Origin of the sequence: Rhodanobacter sp. FW104-R8 (assembly GCF_001617365.1) — a bacterium.
Classification (GTDB): domain Bacteria; phylum Pseudomonadota; class Gammaproteobacteria; order Xanthomonadales; family Rhodanobacteraceae; genus Rhodanobacter.
On sequence record NZ_LVJR01000124.1, the window covers coordinates 1 to 17,151 of the forward strand.

Annotated in this window: 10 protein-coding genes and 1 pseudogene; 8 read left to right on the forward strand and 3 right to left on the reverse strand. The window is 64.2% G+C overall.

Annotated elements, in window-relative coordinates; translation table 11 throughout:
• Nucleotides 1-232 precede the first annotated feature (232 nt).
• The 4 genes and pseudogenes from tnpB to RHOFW104R8_RS16555 all read left to right on the forward strand — a co-directional run bounded on the left by tnpB (nt 233) and on the right by RHOFW104R8_RS16555 (nt 3,538).
• Nucleotides 233-513, forward strand: a pseudogene (gene tnpB / locus RHOFW104R8_RS17190) (IS66 family insertion sequence element accessory protein TnpB).
• A gap of 19 nt (nt 514-532) precedes the next feature.
• On the forward strand, nt 533-2,107 hold the full coding sequence (gene tnpC, locus RHOFW104R8_RS16545; RefSeq protein WP_201028723.1) for an IS66 family transposase: 1,575 nt from the start codon (nt 533-535) through the stop codon (nt 2,105-2,107).
• Nucleotides 2,107-2,592 (forward strand): hypothetical protein, encoded by a 486-nt coding sequence (locus RHOFW104R8_RS16550; protein WP_068095528.1) that lies wholly within the window; start codon nt 2,107-2,109, stop codon nt 2,590-2,592. The genes tnpC and RHOFW104R8_RS16550 overlap by 1 nt, the downstream gene beginning before the upstream one ends.
• Nucleotides 2,593-2,854: 262 nt before the next feature.
• A complete protein-coding gene (locus tag RHOFW104R8_RS16555; protein WP_068095530.1) occupies nt 2,855-3,538 on the forward strand; it encodes a rhomboid family intramembrane serine protease in 684 nt (227 codons plus the stop codon).
• Between the two features lie 3 nt (nt 3,539-3,541).
• Here RHOFW104R8_RS16555 and RHOFW104R8_RS16560 read toward each other — a convergent pair whose 3' ends face one another.
• Together RHOFW104R8_RS16560 and RHOFW104R8_RS16565 are read right to left on the reverse strand one after the other, a co-directional pair.
• On the reverse strand, nt 3,542-4,270 hold the full coding sequence (locus RHOFW104R8_RS16560) for a glutamine amidotransferase (RefSeq protein WP_068095563.1): 729 nt from the start codon (nt 4,268-4,270) through the stop codon (nt 3,542-3,544).
• Between the two features lie 31 nt (nt 4,271-4,301).
• Nucleotides 4,302-6,122, reverse strand: coding sequence for a GspE/PulE family protein (locus RHOFW104R8_RS16565; RefSeq protein ID WP_068095532.1), 1,821 nt, complete (start codon nt 6,120-6,122; stop codon nt 4,302-4,304).
• A 97-nt stretch (nt 6,123-6,219) separates the two neighbouring features.
• Here RHOFW104R8_RS16565 and glyQ point away from each other — a divergent pair, with 97 nt between their 5' ends.
• Complete coding sequence (gene glyQ / locus RHOFW104R8_RS16570; RefSeq protein ID WP_068095534.1) at nt 6,220-7,131, forward strand: glycine--tRNA ligase subunit alpha; 912 nt, start codon at nt 6,220-6,222, stop codon at nt 7,129-7,131.
• A complete protein-coding gene (gene glyS, locus RHOFW104R8_RS16575) occupies nt 7,128-9,275 on the forward strand; it encodes a glycine--tRNA ligase subunit beta (protein ID WP_068095536.1) in 2,148 nt (715 codons plus the stop codon). Before glyQ ends, glyS begins: the two co-directional genes overlap by 4 nt.
• A gap of 66 nt (nt 9,276-9,341) precedes the next feature.
• On the opposite strand, the gene RHOFW104R8_RS16580 is transcribed toward glyS, so the two are convergent.
• Nucleotides 9,342-9,902 (reverse strand): helix-turn-helix transcriptional regulator, encoded by a 561-nt coding sequence (locus tag RHOFW104R8_RS16580; RefSeq protein WP_068095537.1) that lies wholly within the window; start codon nt 9,900-9,902, stop codon nt 9,342-9,344.
• A gap of 288 nt (nt 9,903-10,190) precedes the next feature.
• Between RHOFW104R8_RS16580 and RHOFW104R8_RS16585 the strand changes: the two genes are divergently transcribed.
• Both RHOFW104R8_RS16585 and RHOFW104R8_RS16590 read left to right on the forward strand, forming a co-directional pair.
• Nucleotides 10,191-13,103, forward strand: coding sequence for a TonB-dependent receptor domain-containing protein (locus RHOFW104R8_RS16585; RefSeq protein WP_068095539.1), 2,913 nt, complete (start codon nt 10,191-10,193; stop codon nt 13,101-13,103).
• A gap of 861 nt (nt 13,104-13,964) precedes the next feature.
• Complete coding sequence (locus RHOFW104R8_RS16590; RefSeq protein ID WP_082823687.1) at nt 13,965-16,979, forward strand: TonB-dependent receptor; 3,015 nt, start codon at nt 13,965-13,967, stop codon at nt 16,977-16,979.
• Nucleotides 16,980-17,151: the final 172 nt, after the last annotated feature.

A 17,151-nucleotide genomic window follows, 5' to 3' on the forward strand; every position in this document is an offset into this window, starting at 1 on the left:
CTGGCTGACCGATCAGGCCAAACAAGCCAGCTCATGACCTCGGTTATGGGGTGCGGAATTCGAGGGCAAGGTCAATGGACCGGATGGCGGTGGATCTGCCCAACGGCCTGCAGGTGCACCTGCCGGTCGGTAGCGATGCAGCGCAGTGGGTACCAATGATCCGGGCGCTGATGGCATGCTGAGCCCGGCCGGCTGGTGGTTGGTGACGGCACTGATCGATCTGCGCTGCGGCATGGATCGGTTGCTGGTGCACGTACGCGAGATCCTCGACCGCAACCCGTTCGACGGCGCCGCGTATGTTTTCCGCAATCGCGCGGCCACGCGTATCAAGGTGCTGTGCTGTGACGCGCAGGGACATGGCTGGCGGTGCGCCGATTGCAAGACGGCCGCTTCATCTGGCCCTCTGCCGGTGCGACCACCTGGTCGCTCGACCCCGGGCAGTTTGGATGGCTGTGTGCCGGTGTCGACTGGCAACGCTTGAGTCCGCAAAAAAGGCTTGCGCCACGCATGTAAATCGCTACGCTGCGTGACCATGGATTACGCGCATTCCACCGCTGATATGGATGTCCAGACGCTACGCGTGCTGGTCGATCAACAGATGCAGCTGATCGCCGAGCGCGACCTGCAGATCGCGCAGCAGATGGCCCTGATCACGCATCACGAGCGCACGATCACCGAGCGCGAAGCACGCATCAGCGTGCTGGCGGCGGAGATCGCGAGGCTGCGCCACGCGCAGTTCGCCGCCCGCTCAGAGAAGATGGATCCGGCCCAGCGCGCGCTGTTCGAGGAGACCATGGCGGCGGATATCGCCGCGGTGGAAGCCGAGCTCGAAGCGCTGCAGCCGCCAGCAGCCGATGAACATGCCAAGGATCACCCGCGCCAGGCACCCAAGCGCCGTCCGCTGCCGGAAGACCTGGAGCGTGTCGAGACCCGGCATGAGCCGAGCACCTGCACCTGCGGGCAGTGCGGCGGCGAGCTGGTGCACCTTGGCGACCACGTCAGCGAGAAGCTGTCGTGCAAGCCGCTGCAATTCTTCGTGCGTCGCGACGTCTATCCGCAGTACGCCTGCCGCGGCTGCGAGACGATCACCGCGGTGCCGGTGGCGCCGACCGTGATTGATCGCGGCATCGCCGCCCCGGACCTGCTGGCGCAGGTGCTGGTGGCCAAGTATGTGGATCACCTGCCGCTGTACCGGCAGGAGGCGATCTACGCCCGCAGCGGCATCGCCATTCCCCGCTCGACGCTGGCCGAGTGGATCGGCGCCTGCGGGGTGGCGCTGCAGCCGCTGGTCGATCGGATGCGCGACGCGTTGCTGCAGCTGCCGGCGTTGCACGCCGACGAGACCCCAGTGGGCATGCTCGAGCCCGGTACAGGCAAGACGCATCGCAGTTACCTCTTCGCTTACCGCAGCGGCATCGGGCCGCCGATCACCGTGTTCGACTTCTGTACCAGCCGCAGCGGCCAGCACGCCCGGCGCTTCCTCGGTGACTACCGCGGCGCGTTGATGGTCGACGACTACGTCGGCTACAAGGCGATGTTTGCCGCCGGCATGACCGAGCTTGGTTGCTGGGCGCATGCGCGTCGCAAGTTTGTCGACCAGCACAAGGCCAGCGGCAGCCCGATCGCTCGCGAAGCGATCAAACGCATCGCGGTGCTGTACCGGATCGAAGCCGAGGCGAAGGCCATGACGATCGACGACCGTCATGCCTACCGCCAGAAGCATGCCGTCCCGGCACTGCAGGCGATCAAGGCATGGCTGGACGACCTGCGGCCCCAGGCGGCCGGCAACAGCGGCACCGCCAACGCGATCGACTACACCCTGCGTCGCTGGCCAGCGCTGGCGCGCTACGCGGACGATGGCGCCTATCCGATCGACAACAACCCGATCGAGAACGCGATCCGGCCGATCGCCCTTGGCCGGAAGAATTGGCTTTTTGCCGGCTCCGAAACCGCGGGCAACCGCGCCGCGGCGATCATGAGTCTGCTGGCGACGGCCAAGGCCAACGGCCATGAGCCGCAGGCATGGCTCACCGACGTGCTCACGCGGCTGCCCACCACGAAGGATCGCGACATCGACACGCTGCTGCCCCTGCCGAACACCCCCTGATGGACTACAGCGCGATCATCACGGCCTTGCGCCAGGCCTCGGCGTTTGACCTGTATCGCCTGCGCTGGGCGATCGACCGTCAGCTGGATGATCCGCGCTGGATCCTGGCGGTACACGCCCGTGTGCATCGGGGACAGACGGTGGACTTTTACGATCCACGTGACAACGTCCTGCACTCGGGCATCGTTGCCGAACTCCGTCGCAAGCACGTGGTGCTGCAGCTGCCGGCGGGAAACCGTATTTTAGTCGAGTACGCCTCGATCAATCTCGACGGCGTGGATGCCGATATCCGGGAACAACCCAGGCAAGGACTCGGTCGTCACGAGGTTCGCGTCGGCGATGTCGTGGGCTTCCAGGACCGCGACGGCCGTCCGCATCAGGGCACTATCGTGCGGCTCAACGACAAGACCGTCACGCTGCAATCGGACACCATGCAATGGCGTGTCGGCTACACCTTGCTTCATCGTGTGATACAGGGCGGTTGAACCAGTCAATGTGTCCTCGCCGGACGCTTACGGCGCGGTTGCTGCGGCGACCACAGGTCGCGACCCGCAACAGGTCACCGCCAGGGGCTTTTTGGCCCTTGGCCCGCGCCGCCGCCATCGCCGATTGCGACACGGCATGGCTCTCCATCAACAGAGCCCGTCCTGTGCCTGTCGAAGCGCCAAGTGTTCCAACGTTGCGGCAGCCCTCCTTCACCTATGATGGAAGGACGCCGCGATCGGCGGGCGCCTCAGGGAGCGGCTCTTGTTTGTCCATGTCGAAACGCGCCGTCGCCCTCGCTGGCACTGGGCCACCTTGCTGATCGTGATGCTCTGCGTGCTGTGCTTCGTGGGTCTGGCGCTGATGCCTGCGCCGCAGCGGATTTCGCTGCTACTGGAGTGGGGCACGGTACCGGCGAACATCTTCGACCCGCACGAAGCCTTGCTGCCGCAGCTGACCGATCCGGCCCTGCTGCGGTTGTTCACCGCACTGTTCATCCACATCACCTGGCTGCATCTGCTCAGCAACTTGCTGTTCCTGGTGATTTTCGGCCTGCCGGGCGAGCGCGCGCTGGGCTCGCTGCGCTTCCTGCTGCTGTTCGTGGTGGGCGGGATCGTGGCGAACCTAATCGGCGCGTTGTCACTCGCAGGCGTGCGCCTGCCGATCATCGGCTGTAGCGGTGCGGTGTCGGCGGTGGTGGGAGCGTACGTGGCGTTGTTTCCGCGCGCGCGTCTCGGCCTGGTTCTGCCGCTGGGGCTGTACCTGGAATTCGTGCGGGTGCCGGCGTTCCTGCTGATCGGTATCTGGGTGCTGCTGCAACTGCTGTTCAGCTATGCGGGTCCGAGCTATGGCGCCTACGTGTGGTGGGCCCACATCGGCGGATTCCTGTTCGGTGTGGTGTTTGCGCTGTTCTCGCGCGATGCGGTTGCCCGCCGCCTGCGCAATTGAGGTTCAACTGGCGACCTTGTCCCAGTCGTGATGGCGGGAAAACTGGCGTAGCAAGCGACGCGCATCCGGCGTGGCGGCCACGGCATCGTAGACCTGCCGCGGATCCGCGCCCTCGCGCCGCATGTCGGCGTGCTTGCGCGTGATGTACGCACGCATCACGTCGGCGTTGAATTCCGGGTGGAACTGGGTGCTGAACGCACGCGGACCATAACGCAGCAACTGGTGGGGATCCCTCGCCGAACGGGCCAGCACGGCGGCGCCGGCGGGTGGTTCGAGCACGCTCTGTTCGTGCGTGGTATGCGCGCGGAAGCTGGCAGGCAACGAGGCGGTCAGCGGATCGTGGGCCGCGCCGGTGGAAAGCGCGATCGTCTGGGTGCCGATTTCGCGCCCGCCCGGCAGGTAGTCGACGCGCCCGCCCAGCGCATGCGCCATTAGTTGGTGGCCGTAGCAGACGCCGAACAGCGGCAGCTCCGTGTCCATCGCGTCACGGATCCAGCCGGCGGTGCGTTCACTCCACGGCTCGCGCGAGGTGACCATGGTAGCCGAACCGGTGATCATGGCGCCGGCAACTTCGCGCGGCGGCGGCAGCGCCTCGCCGGCCGCGACGTCGACGATCCGCAGCTGTCGCGGGTGCAACCCGGCGCCGAGGCGGAACCAGTGCGGGAAGTCGCCATGCCGGGCACGGATGGTATCCGGCGCGCGACCGGTACGGATGATCAGGACGGGTTTCATGCGGAAGGTCGATGGCGACATTTGGACGTCTTTACGGCTGAGTATCGTCGAATCCGTCAATGGGCGGCAACACGGTGAGAACCTCCTGCACCGTGGTCAGCCCGGCGGCCACCTGGTCGGCAGCCGAGATGCGCAGCGGCCGCATGCCTTCGGAAAGCGCGGCATGGCCGAACCGGCCCAAATCGAGATGGGCCGAGATCATGCCGCGCAGCCGCGACGACAGCTTCAGCATCTCGTAGATGCCGGTGCGCCCGAGGAAGCCGGTGTTGCGGCACTCCAGGCAGCCGACCGGCTGGAACACCTGCTCCGGCAGAAGGAGGTTCCAGCCGTGGGTCAGCACGCTCCAAGCCTGCGGGTCCTGCGTGGTCGTCCGCTTGCAGTGCGGGCACAAGGTGCGTACCAGCCGCTGCGCCACCACGCCGGTGAGGGTGGACTGGATCAGGTAGTGCGGCACGCCGAGGTCGAGCAGGCGGGTGACCGCGCTGGGCGCGTCGTTGGTGTGCAGCGTGGACAGCACCAGGTGGCCGGTGAGCGAGGCCTGCACCGCCATCTGCGCGGTTTCCAAATCGCGGATCTCGCCGATCATGATGATGTCGGGGTCCTGGCGCAGCAGCGTGCGCACGCCAGCGGCGAAGTCGAGGTCGATCGCCGCCTGCACCTGCATCTGGTTGAACTCCGGCGAGACCATCTCGATCGGGTCTTCCACCGTGCACACGTTGAGCTCCGGCGTGGCCAGGTGCTTCAGCGTGGAATACAGCGTGGTGGTCTTGCCCGAACCGGTGGGGCCGGTGACCAGCACGATGCCGTGCGGCCGCTCCACCATGCTGCGCCAGTTGGCGCCTTCGCCGGCGGAGAAGCCGAGCTGTGCGAAATCCTTCACCACCAGGTCCGGGTCGAAGATGCGCATCACCACCTTCTCGCCGAACGCGGTGGGCATGTTCGAGATGCGCAGTTCAACCTCGCGGCCGGAGGATGAGCGCGTCTTGATGCGGCCGTCCTGCGGGCGGCGCTTCTCGGCCACGTCCATGCGCGCCAAAATCTTGATGCGCGCGGTGACGGCGGTCATCACGGGGGAAGGCAGCTCGAATACCTTCTGCATGATGCCGTCGATGCGGAAGCGCATGTGCCCGGTGTCGCGGCGTGGCTCCAGGTGGATGTCCGAGGCGCGCTGCTCGAAGGCGTACTGCAGCAGCCAGTCGACGATGTGCACCACATGGCGGTCGTCGGCGCCGACCTCGCCGCTCTTGCCCAGCTCGACCAGCTGCTCGAAGTTGAGGATGGCCGAGGAGCTGTCGCTGCCGCCCTTGGCATCCTGCGCCAGCTGAATCGAGCGCTGGACGCCGTAGAACTCCTGCAGGTAGCGGTTGATGTCGATCGGGCTGGCCACCACGCGCTTGATGTCCCGCCGCAGCATCTGCGCCAGGTCGGGCGCCCAACCGGCTTCGAACGGCTCGCAGGTGGCGAACGTCACCTCGCCCGGAGCAGCCGCGATCGGCAGGATCCGGTGGCGCTTGGCGTAGGCGTGGCTCACCACCTGAGTCACTGCGGCGACGTTGATCTTCATCGGGTCGATCTTCAGGTATGGCAGCCCGGCGTGGCCGGCCAGCCATTCGGTCAGGCCCTCCAGGCTCAGCGGGCGTCCCGGATCGTGCTGGTTCACCAGCCTGGCGTTCGCGATCAGCACCAGCGGATGCAGCTCGATCGTGCTGCGGCCGGCCCGGGCGCCCATGCGCACCTGCCTGGCGTCCTCGGCCTGCAGGTAACCGTCGACCACCAGCGTCGCCAGCAGTTCCTCCAGCTCCAGCCGGCCGCGTCGGCCGAGCAGCGATGCGATTTGCGGTGAAGCGGCCATCCGGGTGTATTTCCTGCGTGGCGTCCAGCGGGCACGGCCCGGTGGCAAAGCGCGCTGCGGCTATACTAACGCGCTTTACTCCAGGTCACGGAAAGCCATGTCCGCACGCACCTTCCAGGATGTGATCCAGACCCTCAACCGCTACTGGGCGGCGCAGGGTTGTGTGCTGCTGCAGCCGCTCGATACCGAGGTCGGCGCCGGCACCTTCCATCCCGCCACCTTCCTGCGCGCGCTCGGTCCCGAGCCCTGGGCCGCCGCCTACGTGCAGCCCTCGCGCCGACCCACCGACGGCCGCTACGGCAACAACCCGAACCGCCTGCAGCATTACTACCAGTACCAGGTGGTGATGAAGCCGAACCCCGAGGATATCCTCGATCTCTACATTGGCTCGCTGAAGGAGCTGGGCCTCGATCCGCTGGTGCATGATCTGCGCTTCGTCGAGGACAACTGGGAGTCGCCCACGCTCGGCGCCTGGGGCTTGGGCTGGGAGGTGTGGCTGAACGGCATGGAGGTGACCCAGTTCACCTACTTCCAGCAGGCCGGAGGCCTGGAGTGCCGCCCAGTGACCGGCGAAATCACCTATGGCCTGGAACGGCTGGCGATGTACCTGCAGAACGTGGACAACGTCTACGACCTGATCTGGACTGACGGTCCACGCGGAATCGTGACCTACGGCGATGTGTTCCACCAGAACGAGGTGGAGCAGAGCACCTACAACTTCGAGCACGCCAACGTGGCCGAATTGCTGCGCTGGTTCGACGTGTGCGAGGCCACCGCGAACCAGCTGATTGCGGCCAGCCTGCCGCTGCCGGCGTACGAGCAGGTGATGAAGGCCAGCCACACCTTCAACCTGCTGGACGCACGCCGCGCGATCAGCGTCACCGAGCGCCAGCGCTACATCCTGCGCGTGCGCACGCTGTCGCGCAGCGTGGCCGAGACCTACGTGGCACAGCGCGAGAAGCTCGGTTTCCCGGGCCTGAAGAACGTTTTCGGGGAGCAGGCCGCATGAGCGCCGCCAAGTCGCTGTTGATCGAACTGGGTACCGAGGAACTGCCGCCGAAGGCGCTGGACGAGTTGTCCGCCGCTTTCCTGCGTGGCATCTGCGATGGTTTGGCCAGGCGCGGCATCGAGGCCGGCCTCGACCTGGCCCAGGCCTACGCCTCGCCGCGCCGCCTGGCCGTACTCGTGCCCGCCGTGGCCGTGGCCCAGCCGGAGCAGGCGATCGAGCGCCGGGGCCCGGCACTGAACGCCGCCGTCGATGCCGAGGGTCGGCCCTCGAAGGCGCTGCTCGGTTTCGCGCAATCCTGCGGCGTCGGCGTCGAGCAACTGCAGAAGCTGGAGACCGACAAGGGTAGCTGGTACGTCTGGCGCACGGTCAAGCCGGGTCAGCCGGTGGCGGCGCTGCTGCCGGAGATCGTCGACGAGGCGCTGAAGGGCCTGCCGATCCCGCGCCCGATGCGCTGGGCCGATCATGACTACAGCTTCGTGCGCCCGGCGCACTGGCTGGTGATGCTGCATGGGGCCGACATCGTCGACGGCACCGTGCTGGGCCTGGCCAGCGGACGCAAGTCGCGCGGCCATCGCTTCATGCACCCGCAGCCGGTGCACGTGGCCGACGCCGACGGCTGGCTGGATGCGATGCGCGCCAGCAACGTGCTGGCCGATCCGCGCGAACGGCGCCAGCGCATTCGTGAGCAGGTGGCCGCGCTGGCGGCGACCACCGGGGGCGTGCCGCGGCTGGATGGCGCGCTGCTGGACGAATTGGCCAACCTCACCGAATGGCCGGTGGCGATCGCCTGCACGTTCGAGCGCGAATTCCTCGCCGTGCCGCCGGAAGCGCTGGTCGCCACCATGGTGGCCAACCAGAAATTCGTGCCGGTGTTCGACGCGAACGGCCGCCTCACCGAGCACTTCATCGGCATCGCGAACCTCGAGAGCAAGAAGCCGGCCGAGATCCGCAAGGGTTACGAACGGGTGATCCGGCCGCGTTTCGCCGATGCCAAGTTCTTCTGGGACGAGGACCTGAAGACGCCGCTGGCCAGCTACCAGGAGCAGCTCAGGAACGTGACCTATCAGCAGGCGCTGGGCAGCCTGTGGGACAAGAGCGTGCGCGTGGCCGAATTGGCGCGGATCACCGCCAACCGGGTCGGTGTCGACGCCGGCATGGCTACCCGTGCCGCCGCCCTGAGCAAGTGCGACCTGCTGACCCGCATGGTCGGAGAATTTCCCGAGTTGCAAGGCGTGATGGGCCGCTATTACGCCAGCCACGACGGCGAACTGGCCGCGGTGGCTGAGGCGCTGGACAGCTACTACCAGCCGCGCTTCGGTCGCGACGCGATCGCCGCCGACAAGCTGGGCCAGGTGCTGGCCGTGGCCGAACGGCTCGATACGCTCGCCGGCATCTTTGCCATCGGCATGAAACCGGGCGGCAACAAGGACCCGTTCGCGTTGCGCCGTGCCGCGCTGGGCCTGGCACGTACCCTGATCGAGGGCAATCTGGAGCTGGATCTGCGCGGCAGCCTGATCGAGGCGCTGGAGCTGCTGCCGGACGCCGCGCTGGCCGCCGGCCTGAGGCCGGGCAAGGACGGCAAGCCGCCGGCACTGGATGCAGGCCCGCGCCGCGCCATCCTGCTCGACGAGCTGCACGACTTCGTGCTCGACCGCCTGCGCGGCTACTACGCCGAGCAGGGTTTCGACAATGCGCAGTTCGAGGCGGTACTCGCGGTGCAGCCGTCCAGTCTGGCCGATTTCGACCGGCGCCTGCGCGCCGTGGTTGAGTTCGGTCGCCGCCCGGAGGCCGCCAGCTTGGCTGCCGCCAACAAGCGGGTCGCCAACATCTTGCGCAAGCAGGCCGCGGAACCGGGTGCCCAGCCGATCGACGGGGTCGTCGATCCGGCGCTTTTCGAGGCCGATGCGGAACGTGACTTGGCCGAGGCATTGGCTGCAGCCCGGCACGAGACCGCCGCGGCGCTGGAGGCCGGCGATTACACCGCGGTGCTGGCCCGCCTGTCACAGCTGCAGGCGCCGGTGGATGCGTTTTTCGACAGCGTGCTGGTCAACGCCGACGATCCGGCCGTACGCATGAACCGGCTGGCCCTGCTCGGTCAGCTGAAGGCCCGGTTCGGCGCCGTCGCCGATATCGCTCTGCTCTGAGTAGGTGCACGGAAAACAACGCGGCTGTCGTCGAGGCGGCCGCGTCGTCGTGCGCGAAAGGACGAATCAGGCCCGGTTGCGTTCCTTGCGGATCCGCTCGGCGAGCTGGTGATTGAACGTCACCATCGCGATCGGATCCACATGCGAGCCGCCGGGGCCGAGGATCTCGTAGAGCTGGCTCAGCAGGTCGGCGTTTTCGGACAACGAGAGCTGGCTATCAGCCAGGCTCAGCTCCGATTGCAATATGCGCACGGCGGTATTCAACCGCTGCGCGTCGACCGTGGCCTGGGGAGCCTGGCCATGCGCGTGCTGGCGACCGTGTGATCGGTGCGACGTGACCTTTTCCGAGCTGTGCTGGTCGTCCAGGTTGGGCAGGGTCGAGTCCATCTGCAGCGAACCCTCGCCGGCCACCAGCCAGACCAGCGAGATGCCCAGCGTGCGCGCCAGCGTGACGCATCGCGCACGCGAGGGGTCGGTGTTGCCGTCGCGCCAGCTGCGCACCACGCCTTCGGAAAAACCGCACATCCGCGCGATTTCCGTGGCACTGCCAACCCGCTGGATCAACAACTTGATGCGATCTGCAAAAGAATTCGAAGCTGGCTGATTCGTGAGATTTTGCGTGGTCATGGATTCGGCCGGGCTGGTAAGGAAGGGCGATTGTGCGAATAGCACGTTTTTTCGAAACAAGTCAATGAGCAAGAAAAGAAGGAAAAGTTACGAAAGTGTTGACCTCTGCAAGCTCTTGAACTAACTTCGTAAATTCTTGCGTATCCAGATACGCAAAAACTCGCGTTGGATCATGTGCATCGGCACAACCGGCCAAAGCGGCCGGAGGTGTTCCTGCGGATGGCACGCATACAAAAAAAGTTTCATGTGCCCGGACCGTTCGGGCGGAACCTTGGGAGTTACCAAACAATGAATTCACACAATAAGTTGGCGGCACATCATCTCCGTCGAACGGCTTTGGCTGTCGGTCTGGGGCTGAGCCTCGGCATGATCGGCACCGGCGCGCTCGCACAGAATGCTCAGAGCACCCAGGCACCCGATCAGGGCCAAGCCAAGGAATTATCGACTGTCACGGTGACTGGTTCACGCATCCACAGCGTGGATGTGGAAACCGCTCAGCCGGTGTTCACCGTGACCCAGGCCGACATCCAGAAGACCGGCCTGGTCAGCGTGGGTGACATCCTGGCGAACCTTACCGTCGCCGGCGCGCAGACCTTCAGCAAGGCCAGCGTGCTGACCTCCAACCCGGAGCAGGGCGGCCAGTACGTCAACGTGCGCAACCTGGGCGAGCAGCGCACCCTGGTGCTGGTCAACGGCAAGCGCTGGGCGTCCAGCCTGGCCGGCTTCACCGACATGTCCACGATTCCCGCCGCACTGATCGAGCGCATCGACATCCTGAAGGATGGCGCGTCGTCGATCTACGGTTCCGACGCCGTCGCGGGCGTCATCAACATCATCCTGAAGGATCATTACACCGGCGCCGAGGCCTCGGCCTACTACGGCCAGAACCAGGCGGGTGACGGCACCAAGGACGCCTACTCGTTCACGATGGGCACCAGCAACGAGAAGAGCTCGCTGGTGTTCGGCGCCAACTACACCAAGGAAGGCCCGATCTGGGCCAGCAAGCGCAAGGACACCAGCTACACGTACGGTCCGAACCATGCCATCGCTGGCCTGAGCGGCACGGGACCGTGGGGCCGCTACCGCCATGTTTCGCCCACGGGCGGGGCCACGGGTCCGAACCGGGTCATCAACCACACCGGTTCCTACGATGGCGTGGGCGTCGGCGCGGATTCGCGCAACCCGGCCAACTACCACACCTCCGGCACCAACGCTCCCAATGATTTCTTCAACCCAGCCCAGCAGATGAATCTGGCTGGTTCCAACGAGTTGAAGTCGATCTTCACCAACGGCCGTTATGACATCAACGAATACGTGACGTTCCGCGCCACCGGCATGTACGCCGAGCGCCAGAACCAGCGCCAGATTGCCGGTTACCCGCTGAACAGCCTGACCCAGGCGACCAACCCGGTCTACATCAACGGCGGCAGCTACTACAACCCGGAGCCGGGCACGGATCTGTTCTTCTATCGCCGTACCATCGAGCTTCCCCGCGTCACCAAGAACAACGTCAAGTCGTACCACTTCGACGCCGGTTTCGAAGGCTCCTTCGAGGTGGGCAGCCGGGTGTGGAACTGGGACGTCGGCACCAACTACAACAAGTACGACGTGGTCGAGTACGGCTCGGGCAACCTCAACCTGACCAACCTGAAGCAGGCGCTGGGCCCCTCGTTCCTGAACGGCGATGGTCATGTGCAGTGCGGCACGGCCGCCAACCCGATCGCGTTCACCCAGTGCGTGCCGTTCGACATCCTGGGCGGCCCCTCGGCCTCCACCCCGCAGGCGCTGGCCTACATCAACAGCCTGAGCCAGAGCACGCTGCAGAGTGTCTCCAAGGAATACACCGCCAACATCACCGGCGGTCTGTTCGACCTGCCGGCCGGTGAGGTGGCGTTTGCAGCCGGTTACGAGCACCGCAAGGTCAGCGGCTACGACCTTCCGGACCAGCTCGCCAGCTCGGGCAAGACCACCGATCTGGCCGCGGGCGCGACGTACGGCAAGTACACCACCAATGAAGCGTATGTCGAGTTCAACGTTCCGCTGCTGCGGGATCTGCCGGGCGCGAAGCTGCTGTCGGTGGACGTCGCCAGCCGCTACTCGCATTACAGCAATTTCGGCAGCACTACCAACAACAAGTACAGCTTCCAGTGGAAGCCGATCGACGACTTGATGATGCGTGGCACGTATGCGGAAGGCTTCCGCGCGCCGACGCTGGACGACGTGTCCGGTGGTGGTTCGCAGACGTTCGACTTCTACACCGACCCGTGCGACACCGTGTTCGGTACAGCCAAGTCAAACGCCGGCGTGGCGGCGAAGTGCCAGGCCCAGGGTTTGCCGGCGAATTTCCGCCAGCTCGCCACCACCGGCCTGCCGATCACCGGCCCGAATTCGCAGAGTACTTCGGCGTACAACTCCGGCGTGGGCAACGCCAGCCTGACCCCGGAAAAGAGCGTCAGCAAGACCGCCGGTCTCGTCTACAGCCCGCAGTGGGTGCCGGGCCTGGACGTGAGCGCCGACTGGTACAAGATCAAGATCACCAACGTGATCACCAGCATCAGCGCCAACTACGTGCTGAACCAGTGCTACCTGGCCAATTCGGCGACCTATTGCGGCCAGTTCGGTCGTGACCCGGGCACCGGCCAAGTGGTTGGTCTGAACCGCGGCAACATCAACCAGGGCATGCTGTCGACCGAGGGCTGGGACTTCGGCGCGCATTACCGCCTGCCGGACTTTGGCTACGGCAAGTTCACGGTCAACCTCGACGCGAACTACCTGTCGGCGTACGACACCCAGAGCACGGCGGACGCCGACGTTGTCGGCTATGCCGGTCAGTGGAGCCTGCCACGCTGGCGCGCCAATGCGGGCGTCGACTGGTCGATGGGCGACTTCGGCGCAAGTTGGAGCCTGCGCTACTACGGCGCGTTCCGTGACGAGTGCGTGTTCGACGGAGAGTGCAACCAGCCGAACTACGAGGGCAAGAACTGGGGCACCGGTGCCAACCGCAAGGGCGCCATCGTGTTCCACGACGTCTCGGCTCGTTACAACACGCCGTGGAATGGCAGCATCCAGGCCGGCGTGAACAACGTGTTCGGCAAGAAGCGCCCGATCACCTACTCGGTGAGCAACAGCAACGCCGCGTACTACGACCCGGCGCTGGATATCGATCGCTACTTCTTCGTGCGTTATACCCAGAAGTTCTAAGCGTCAGCTGACCTTCTGCTGAAACGGGCCGGGATCCTCGAAGGATCCCGGCCTTTTTTGTGGAGTTGGACGGGCTCATCAGCTGGAAGCAAGTGGCCATGGGTGTTCTCTCGAAGCTTCCGCGTTTTTCCGGCTTGCTCGGAGTGTCGTGAAGGCTGGGGATGTCATGGTGCGCCGGATGGCAGGAGTCCATCCGTCGGGCGGAAAGAATGCTCGCAATTGCCGCGGTGCTACCAAGTCTCCGTCATGCGGCATACGCCGTGGAGACGATAAGGACGCGGCGGTTCAGAGCACGGTGCGGAAGGTGTCATTGGGCCGCTTGGCATGGGCGTTCTGTGCTGGCTTGTCCAGATGGATACGTAACATCCGATGCACCGCTGTTCGGCCCGATGTCACGAGGTCGCACTGATGGGCTTCGGCCCGCTGTCCGGGCGCAGGCGCGGAGGGCGCCAATGCAGATCCCCCGATGCGTGCCCGGGCCGGACGACATGTGACGGAGGCGGGCCCGTACCGATTCCCTGGCAATGGCTGTTTCTTTCAGCAAGGGCACATGCGACCCCGGCTCGCAAGAAATTACATAAAAGCAAGTTGTAGGCGTAATAACTTGTTGACAATCTGCCGTGAGCGAAGGTAGCGTCCTTAGCTTGGCGGCATCGTCACGTCTGTATTTGATGCTTCGATGCGAGTCGCAGTGAGGCTTCGGGGGATGTCTTGGAAACTTTCGAGCCATCTCCTTTGGAAAGTCAGGCTGGCAAGTTTTTGCGATACCGCATCGCAGTAATCCATCGGCAGCCGGCCTTTCGCTAGCGTCACCGCCTTTTGGCAGTCCGTTCTTGGGAAAGTTATGGGGAGATCATTCAAATGAAATTTCGTAACACGAGTCGCAATATCCAATTGCGTCGTTCGGCTCTGGCAGTCGGCATGGCGTTGAGCCTTGTAGGGGGGGCGGCCTTTGCGCAATCGCGCTCTGCAGGTTCGATTTTCGGTGAGGCTGCTGCCGGCAGCCAGATCACCATCATCAGTTCCGATACCGGCTTGACCCGTATCATCGCCACAGACTCGAAGGGCCGTTATCGCGCCAACGAGCTGCCGATCGGCAACTACACCGTCAAGGCAATGAAGGATGGAGAGACGGTAGGCACCCGAGACAACGTCAGGGTGAGCATCGGCGGCACGGCAGTCAATTTCGTTGCTGCCAATGCGCAGGATCTGGGCGCGGTGACCGTGACAGCGTCGGCCTTGCCGTCGATCGACGTCAGTCGCGTCGATACCAGCACGGATCTTACGGCGACGATCATGGACAACGTCCCGGTGGCACGTGATATCACTCAGGCCGCGGTGCTTGCGCCCAGTGTCATCCCGGCCGACTCGCGTTACGGCAATTCGGTGTCGTTCGGTGGCTCGGCGGCTTCCGAGAACGCCTACTTCATCAATGGCTATCCGGTCACCAATGCACTGACCAACATCGGTTCCACCACGCTGCCATTTGATGCCATCGATGCAATGCAGGTGATTACCGGCGGGTACAGCGCGCGCTACGGACGATCCACCGGTGGCGTAATCAACGTTTCCACCAAATCCGGCAGCAATCAGTGGAAGTTCGGCGCCCTGACGACATGGACGCCGGAGAGCCTGCGTTCGACCCGCAAGAACATCTACTACCAGGCGGACACGGGTGCACAGAACGCCGGCAAAAAGTACTACAACCGCAGCAACTTCGTTTCCAATCCCTTTACATACGGCGTTTACGCCAGCGGCCCGCTGATCGAGGACCGCCTGTTCATCTATGCCTCCGGCGAGTGGGACAAGGACAACTACGCCTACAACCAGGCGGTCGGTAACGCCGCGCGGACTGCTTACATTACCGATGAGATCAAGAAGCCGCGCTGGCTGACCAAGGTCGACTGGAATATCAACGACAGCAACCTGATCGAAGTCACCGCGCTGTCCGACAAGACAGGCACCACCCGCAGCCGCTATGCATACAGCTTTGCCGACGGCACTCATGGCGGTACCAAGAATGGCGGGTATCGCTACAAGGATGGTGGCGAAACATACATCGGCAAATACACCGGCTACCTCACCGACAGCCTGACCCTGAGTGCCCTGTACGGCAAGCAGACCACGCAGCACTTCTCGGCGCCATACGGTTACGATCCATCCAAGGTGAACATCAACGACACCCGTCCGATCACCAACAAGGTCACGGGCTTGCAGCCCTATACCACCTTGGCCGATCCGAAGGCCTATGACAAGACGGATGGCTACCGCATCGACTTGGACTGGAAGCTGGGTGATCACGACATCAGCTTCGGCTATGACGTGTCGAATTCGGAATCTGAAGCTGGCACGGTGATGTCGGGTCCGCGTTATGCCTGGTTCTATGCGCGTACCGGTGCCCTGGGTGACATTCCTTCCAGCGGCGGCCTCACCACTGCGCCCAACAGCGATTACGTCTACAAGTACATCTTCGAGAATGGCGGTACGTTCAAGGTCGAGCAGAAGGCGTACTACGTCGAGGATCGCTGGCAAGTGACCGACCGCTGGCTGGTATCGCTCGGCTTGCGCAACGACGGCTTTGACAATTACAACTCCGATGGCATCAAGTATGTCAGTCAGAAGAACCAGTGGGCTCCCCGTGTCGGTTTCAGCTGGGATGTCAACGGTGACTCGAGCCTGAAGATCTACGGCAATGCCGGCCGTTACTTCCTGGCGATGCCGCTGAACGTTGCGGTACGTGGTGCATCTGGTTCGACTTACACCACTGAGTTCTTCAGCTTCACCGGTATCGACCCGACCACGGGCGTCCCGACCGGTCTGACGGCGCTCGGCCGTGGCCCGTATTCGTCCAACAACGAGTATGGCCAGGCTCCCGATCCGCGCACCGTGGCTGCCAAGAACCTGAAGTCGCACTACCAGGACGAGTACATCCTGGGCATGCAGCAAGCCATTGGTCCGAAATGGAGCTGGGGTGCACGTCTGCAGTACCGCGACCTGAAGTCGGCCATCGACGACCAGTGCGACAACCGCCCGATGCTGAAGTACATGGCGGAGCACAACATCGCCGTCGATCCCGCTTACAGCTACTCGCCGGACTGCCGTCTGTTCAACCCGGGCGCCAACAACGTGATGCTGCTCGACCTGCCGGATGCGGCCGGTTCACCCGAATTGGTTGCCGTGCCCTACAGCAAGGAAGACATGGGCATGTACATGAAGCGCAAGTACATCGGCCTGGACCTGTTCCTGGAGCATCCGTTTGCCGACAACTGGTTCGGTCGCTTGGACTACACCCTTTCGCATAGCTATGGCAATGATGAAGGCCAGTTGGATTCCGACATCGGCCAAGGCGATGTGTCGCAGACCGTGCTGTTCGATCACAAGGAGCTGATGGCTTACGGCGGTGGCAACTTGCCCAACGATCGCCGGCATGTGCTGAAGGCCTACGGTTACTACCAGCTTACCCCCGAATGGCAAGTGGGTGGCACCCTGGTTGCGCAGACCGGGCGTCCGAAGAGCTGCCTGGGTTATCTTCCGCAGGACGCGGCGGAATACAGCACGTTCTGGGCGGATAACCTCGACTATGGCCGTTATTATCACTACTGTGGCGGCAAGCCGGTGCCACGCGGGAGTCTGGGGCGCCTTCCGACCGATGTTCAGTTGAGCCTGAATGTTGCCTACATCCCGCGTTGGGCGAATGGCAACCTGAAGCTGAAGCTTGATGTGTTCAACGTGCTCAACCGTCAGGTGGCACAGAACGTCGAAGAACGCGGCGAGCTTGGTGGCATTCGTGCTGTGGCAGACAGCCGCTTCCGTGTCATCAGCTACGACGCACCGCGTTCGGTGCGCTTCACCGCACGGTACGACTTCTCGCTGTAAGCAACAAACTGCCGGGCCGGTAACGGTCCGGCAGTCCGCTCTTGAACCCAACCGCTGGCGGCAACGTCGGCGGTTTTTTCATGTGTGTCGATGATTCGTGCTATCGCGACTCATCGCCTGCGGCAATAATCGAAGTGGCGCCGTGGCCAAGGGGGCCGCGGCGGAGACCACT

Bases quoted from the DNA above. Each gene is read 5' to 3' on its own strand.
- tnpC (WP_201028723.1), top strand. From the start codon at position 533: ATGGATTACGCGCATTCCACCGCTGATATGGATGTCCAGACGCTACGC.
- RHOFW104R8_RS16550 (WP_068095528.1), top strand. From the start codon at position 2,107: ATGGACTACAGCGCGATCATCACGGCCTTGCGCCAGGCCTCGGCGTTT.
- RHOFW104R8_RS16560 (WP_068095563.1), bottom strand. From the start codon at position 4,270: ATGAAACCCGTCCTGATCATCCGTACCGGTCGCGCGCCGGATACCATC.
- RHOFW104R8_RS16565 (WP_068095532.1), bottom strand. From the start codon at position 6,122: ATGGCCGCTTCACCGCAAATCGCATCGCTGCTCGGCCGACGCGGCCGG.
- glyQ (WP_068095534.1), top strand. From the start codon at position 6,220: ATGTCCGCACGCACCTTCCAGGATGTGATCCAGACCCTCAACCGCTAC.
- glyS (WP_068095536.1), top strand. From the start codon at position 7,128: ATGAGCGCCGCCAAGTCGCTGTTGATCGAACTGGGTACCGAGGAACTG.
- RHOFW104R8_RS16580 (WP_068095537.1), bottom strand. From the start codon at position 9,902: ATGACCACGCAAAATCTCACGAATCAGCCAGCTTCGAATTCTTTTGCA.
- RHOFW104R8_RS16585 (WP_068095539.1), top strand. From the start codon at position 10,191: ATGAATTCACACAATAAGTTGGCGGCACATCATCTCCGTCGAACGGCT.
- RHOFW104R8_RS16590 (WP_082823687.1), top strand. From the start codon at position 13,965: ATGAAATTTCGTAACACGAGTCGCAATATCCAATTGCGTCGTTCGGCT.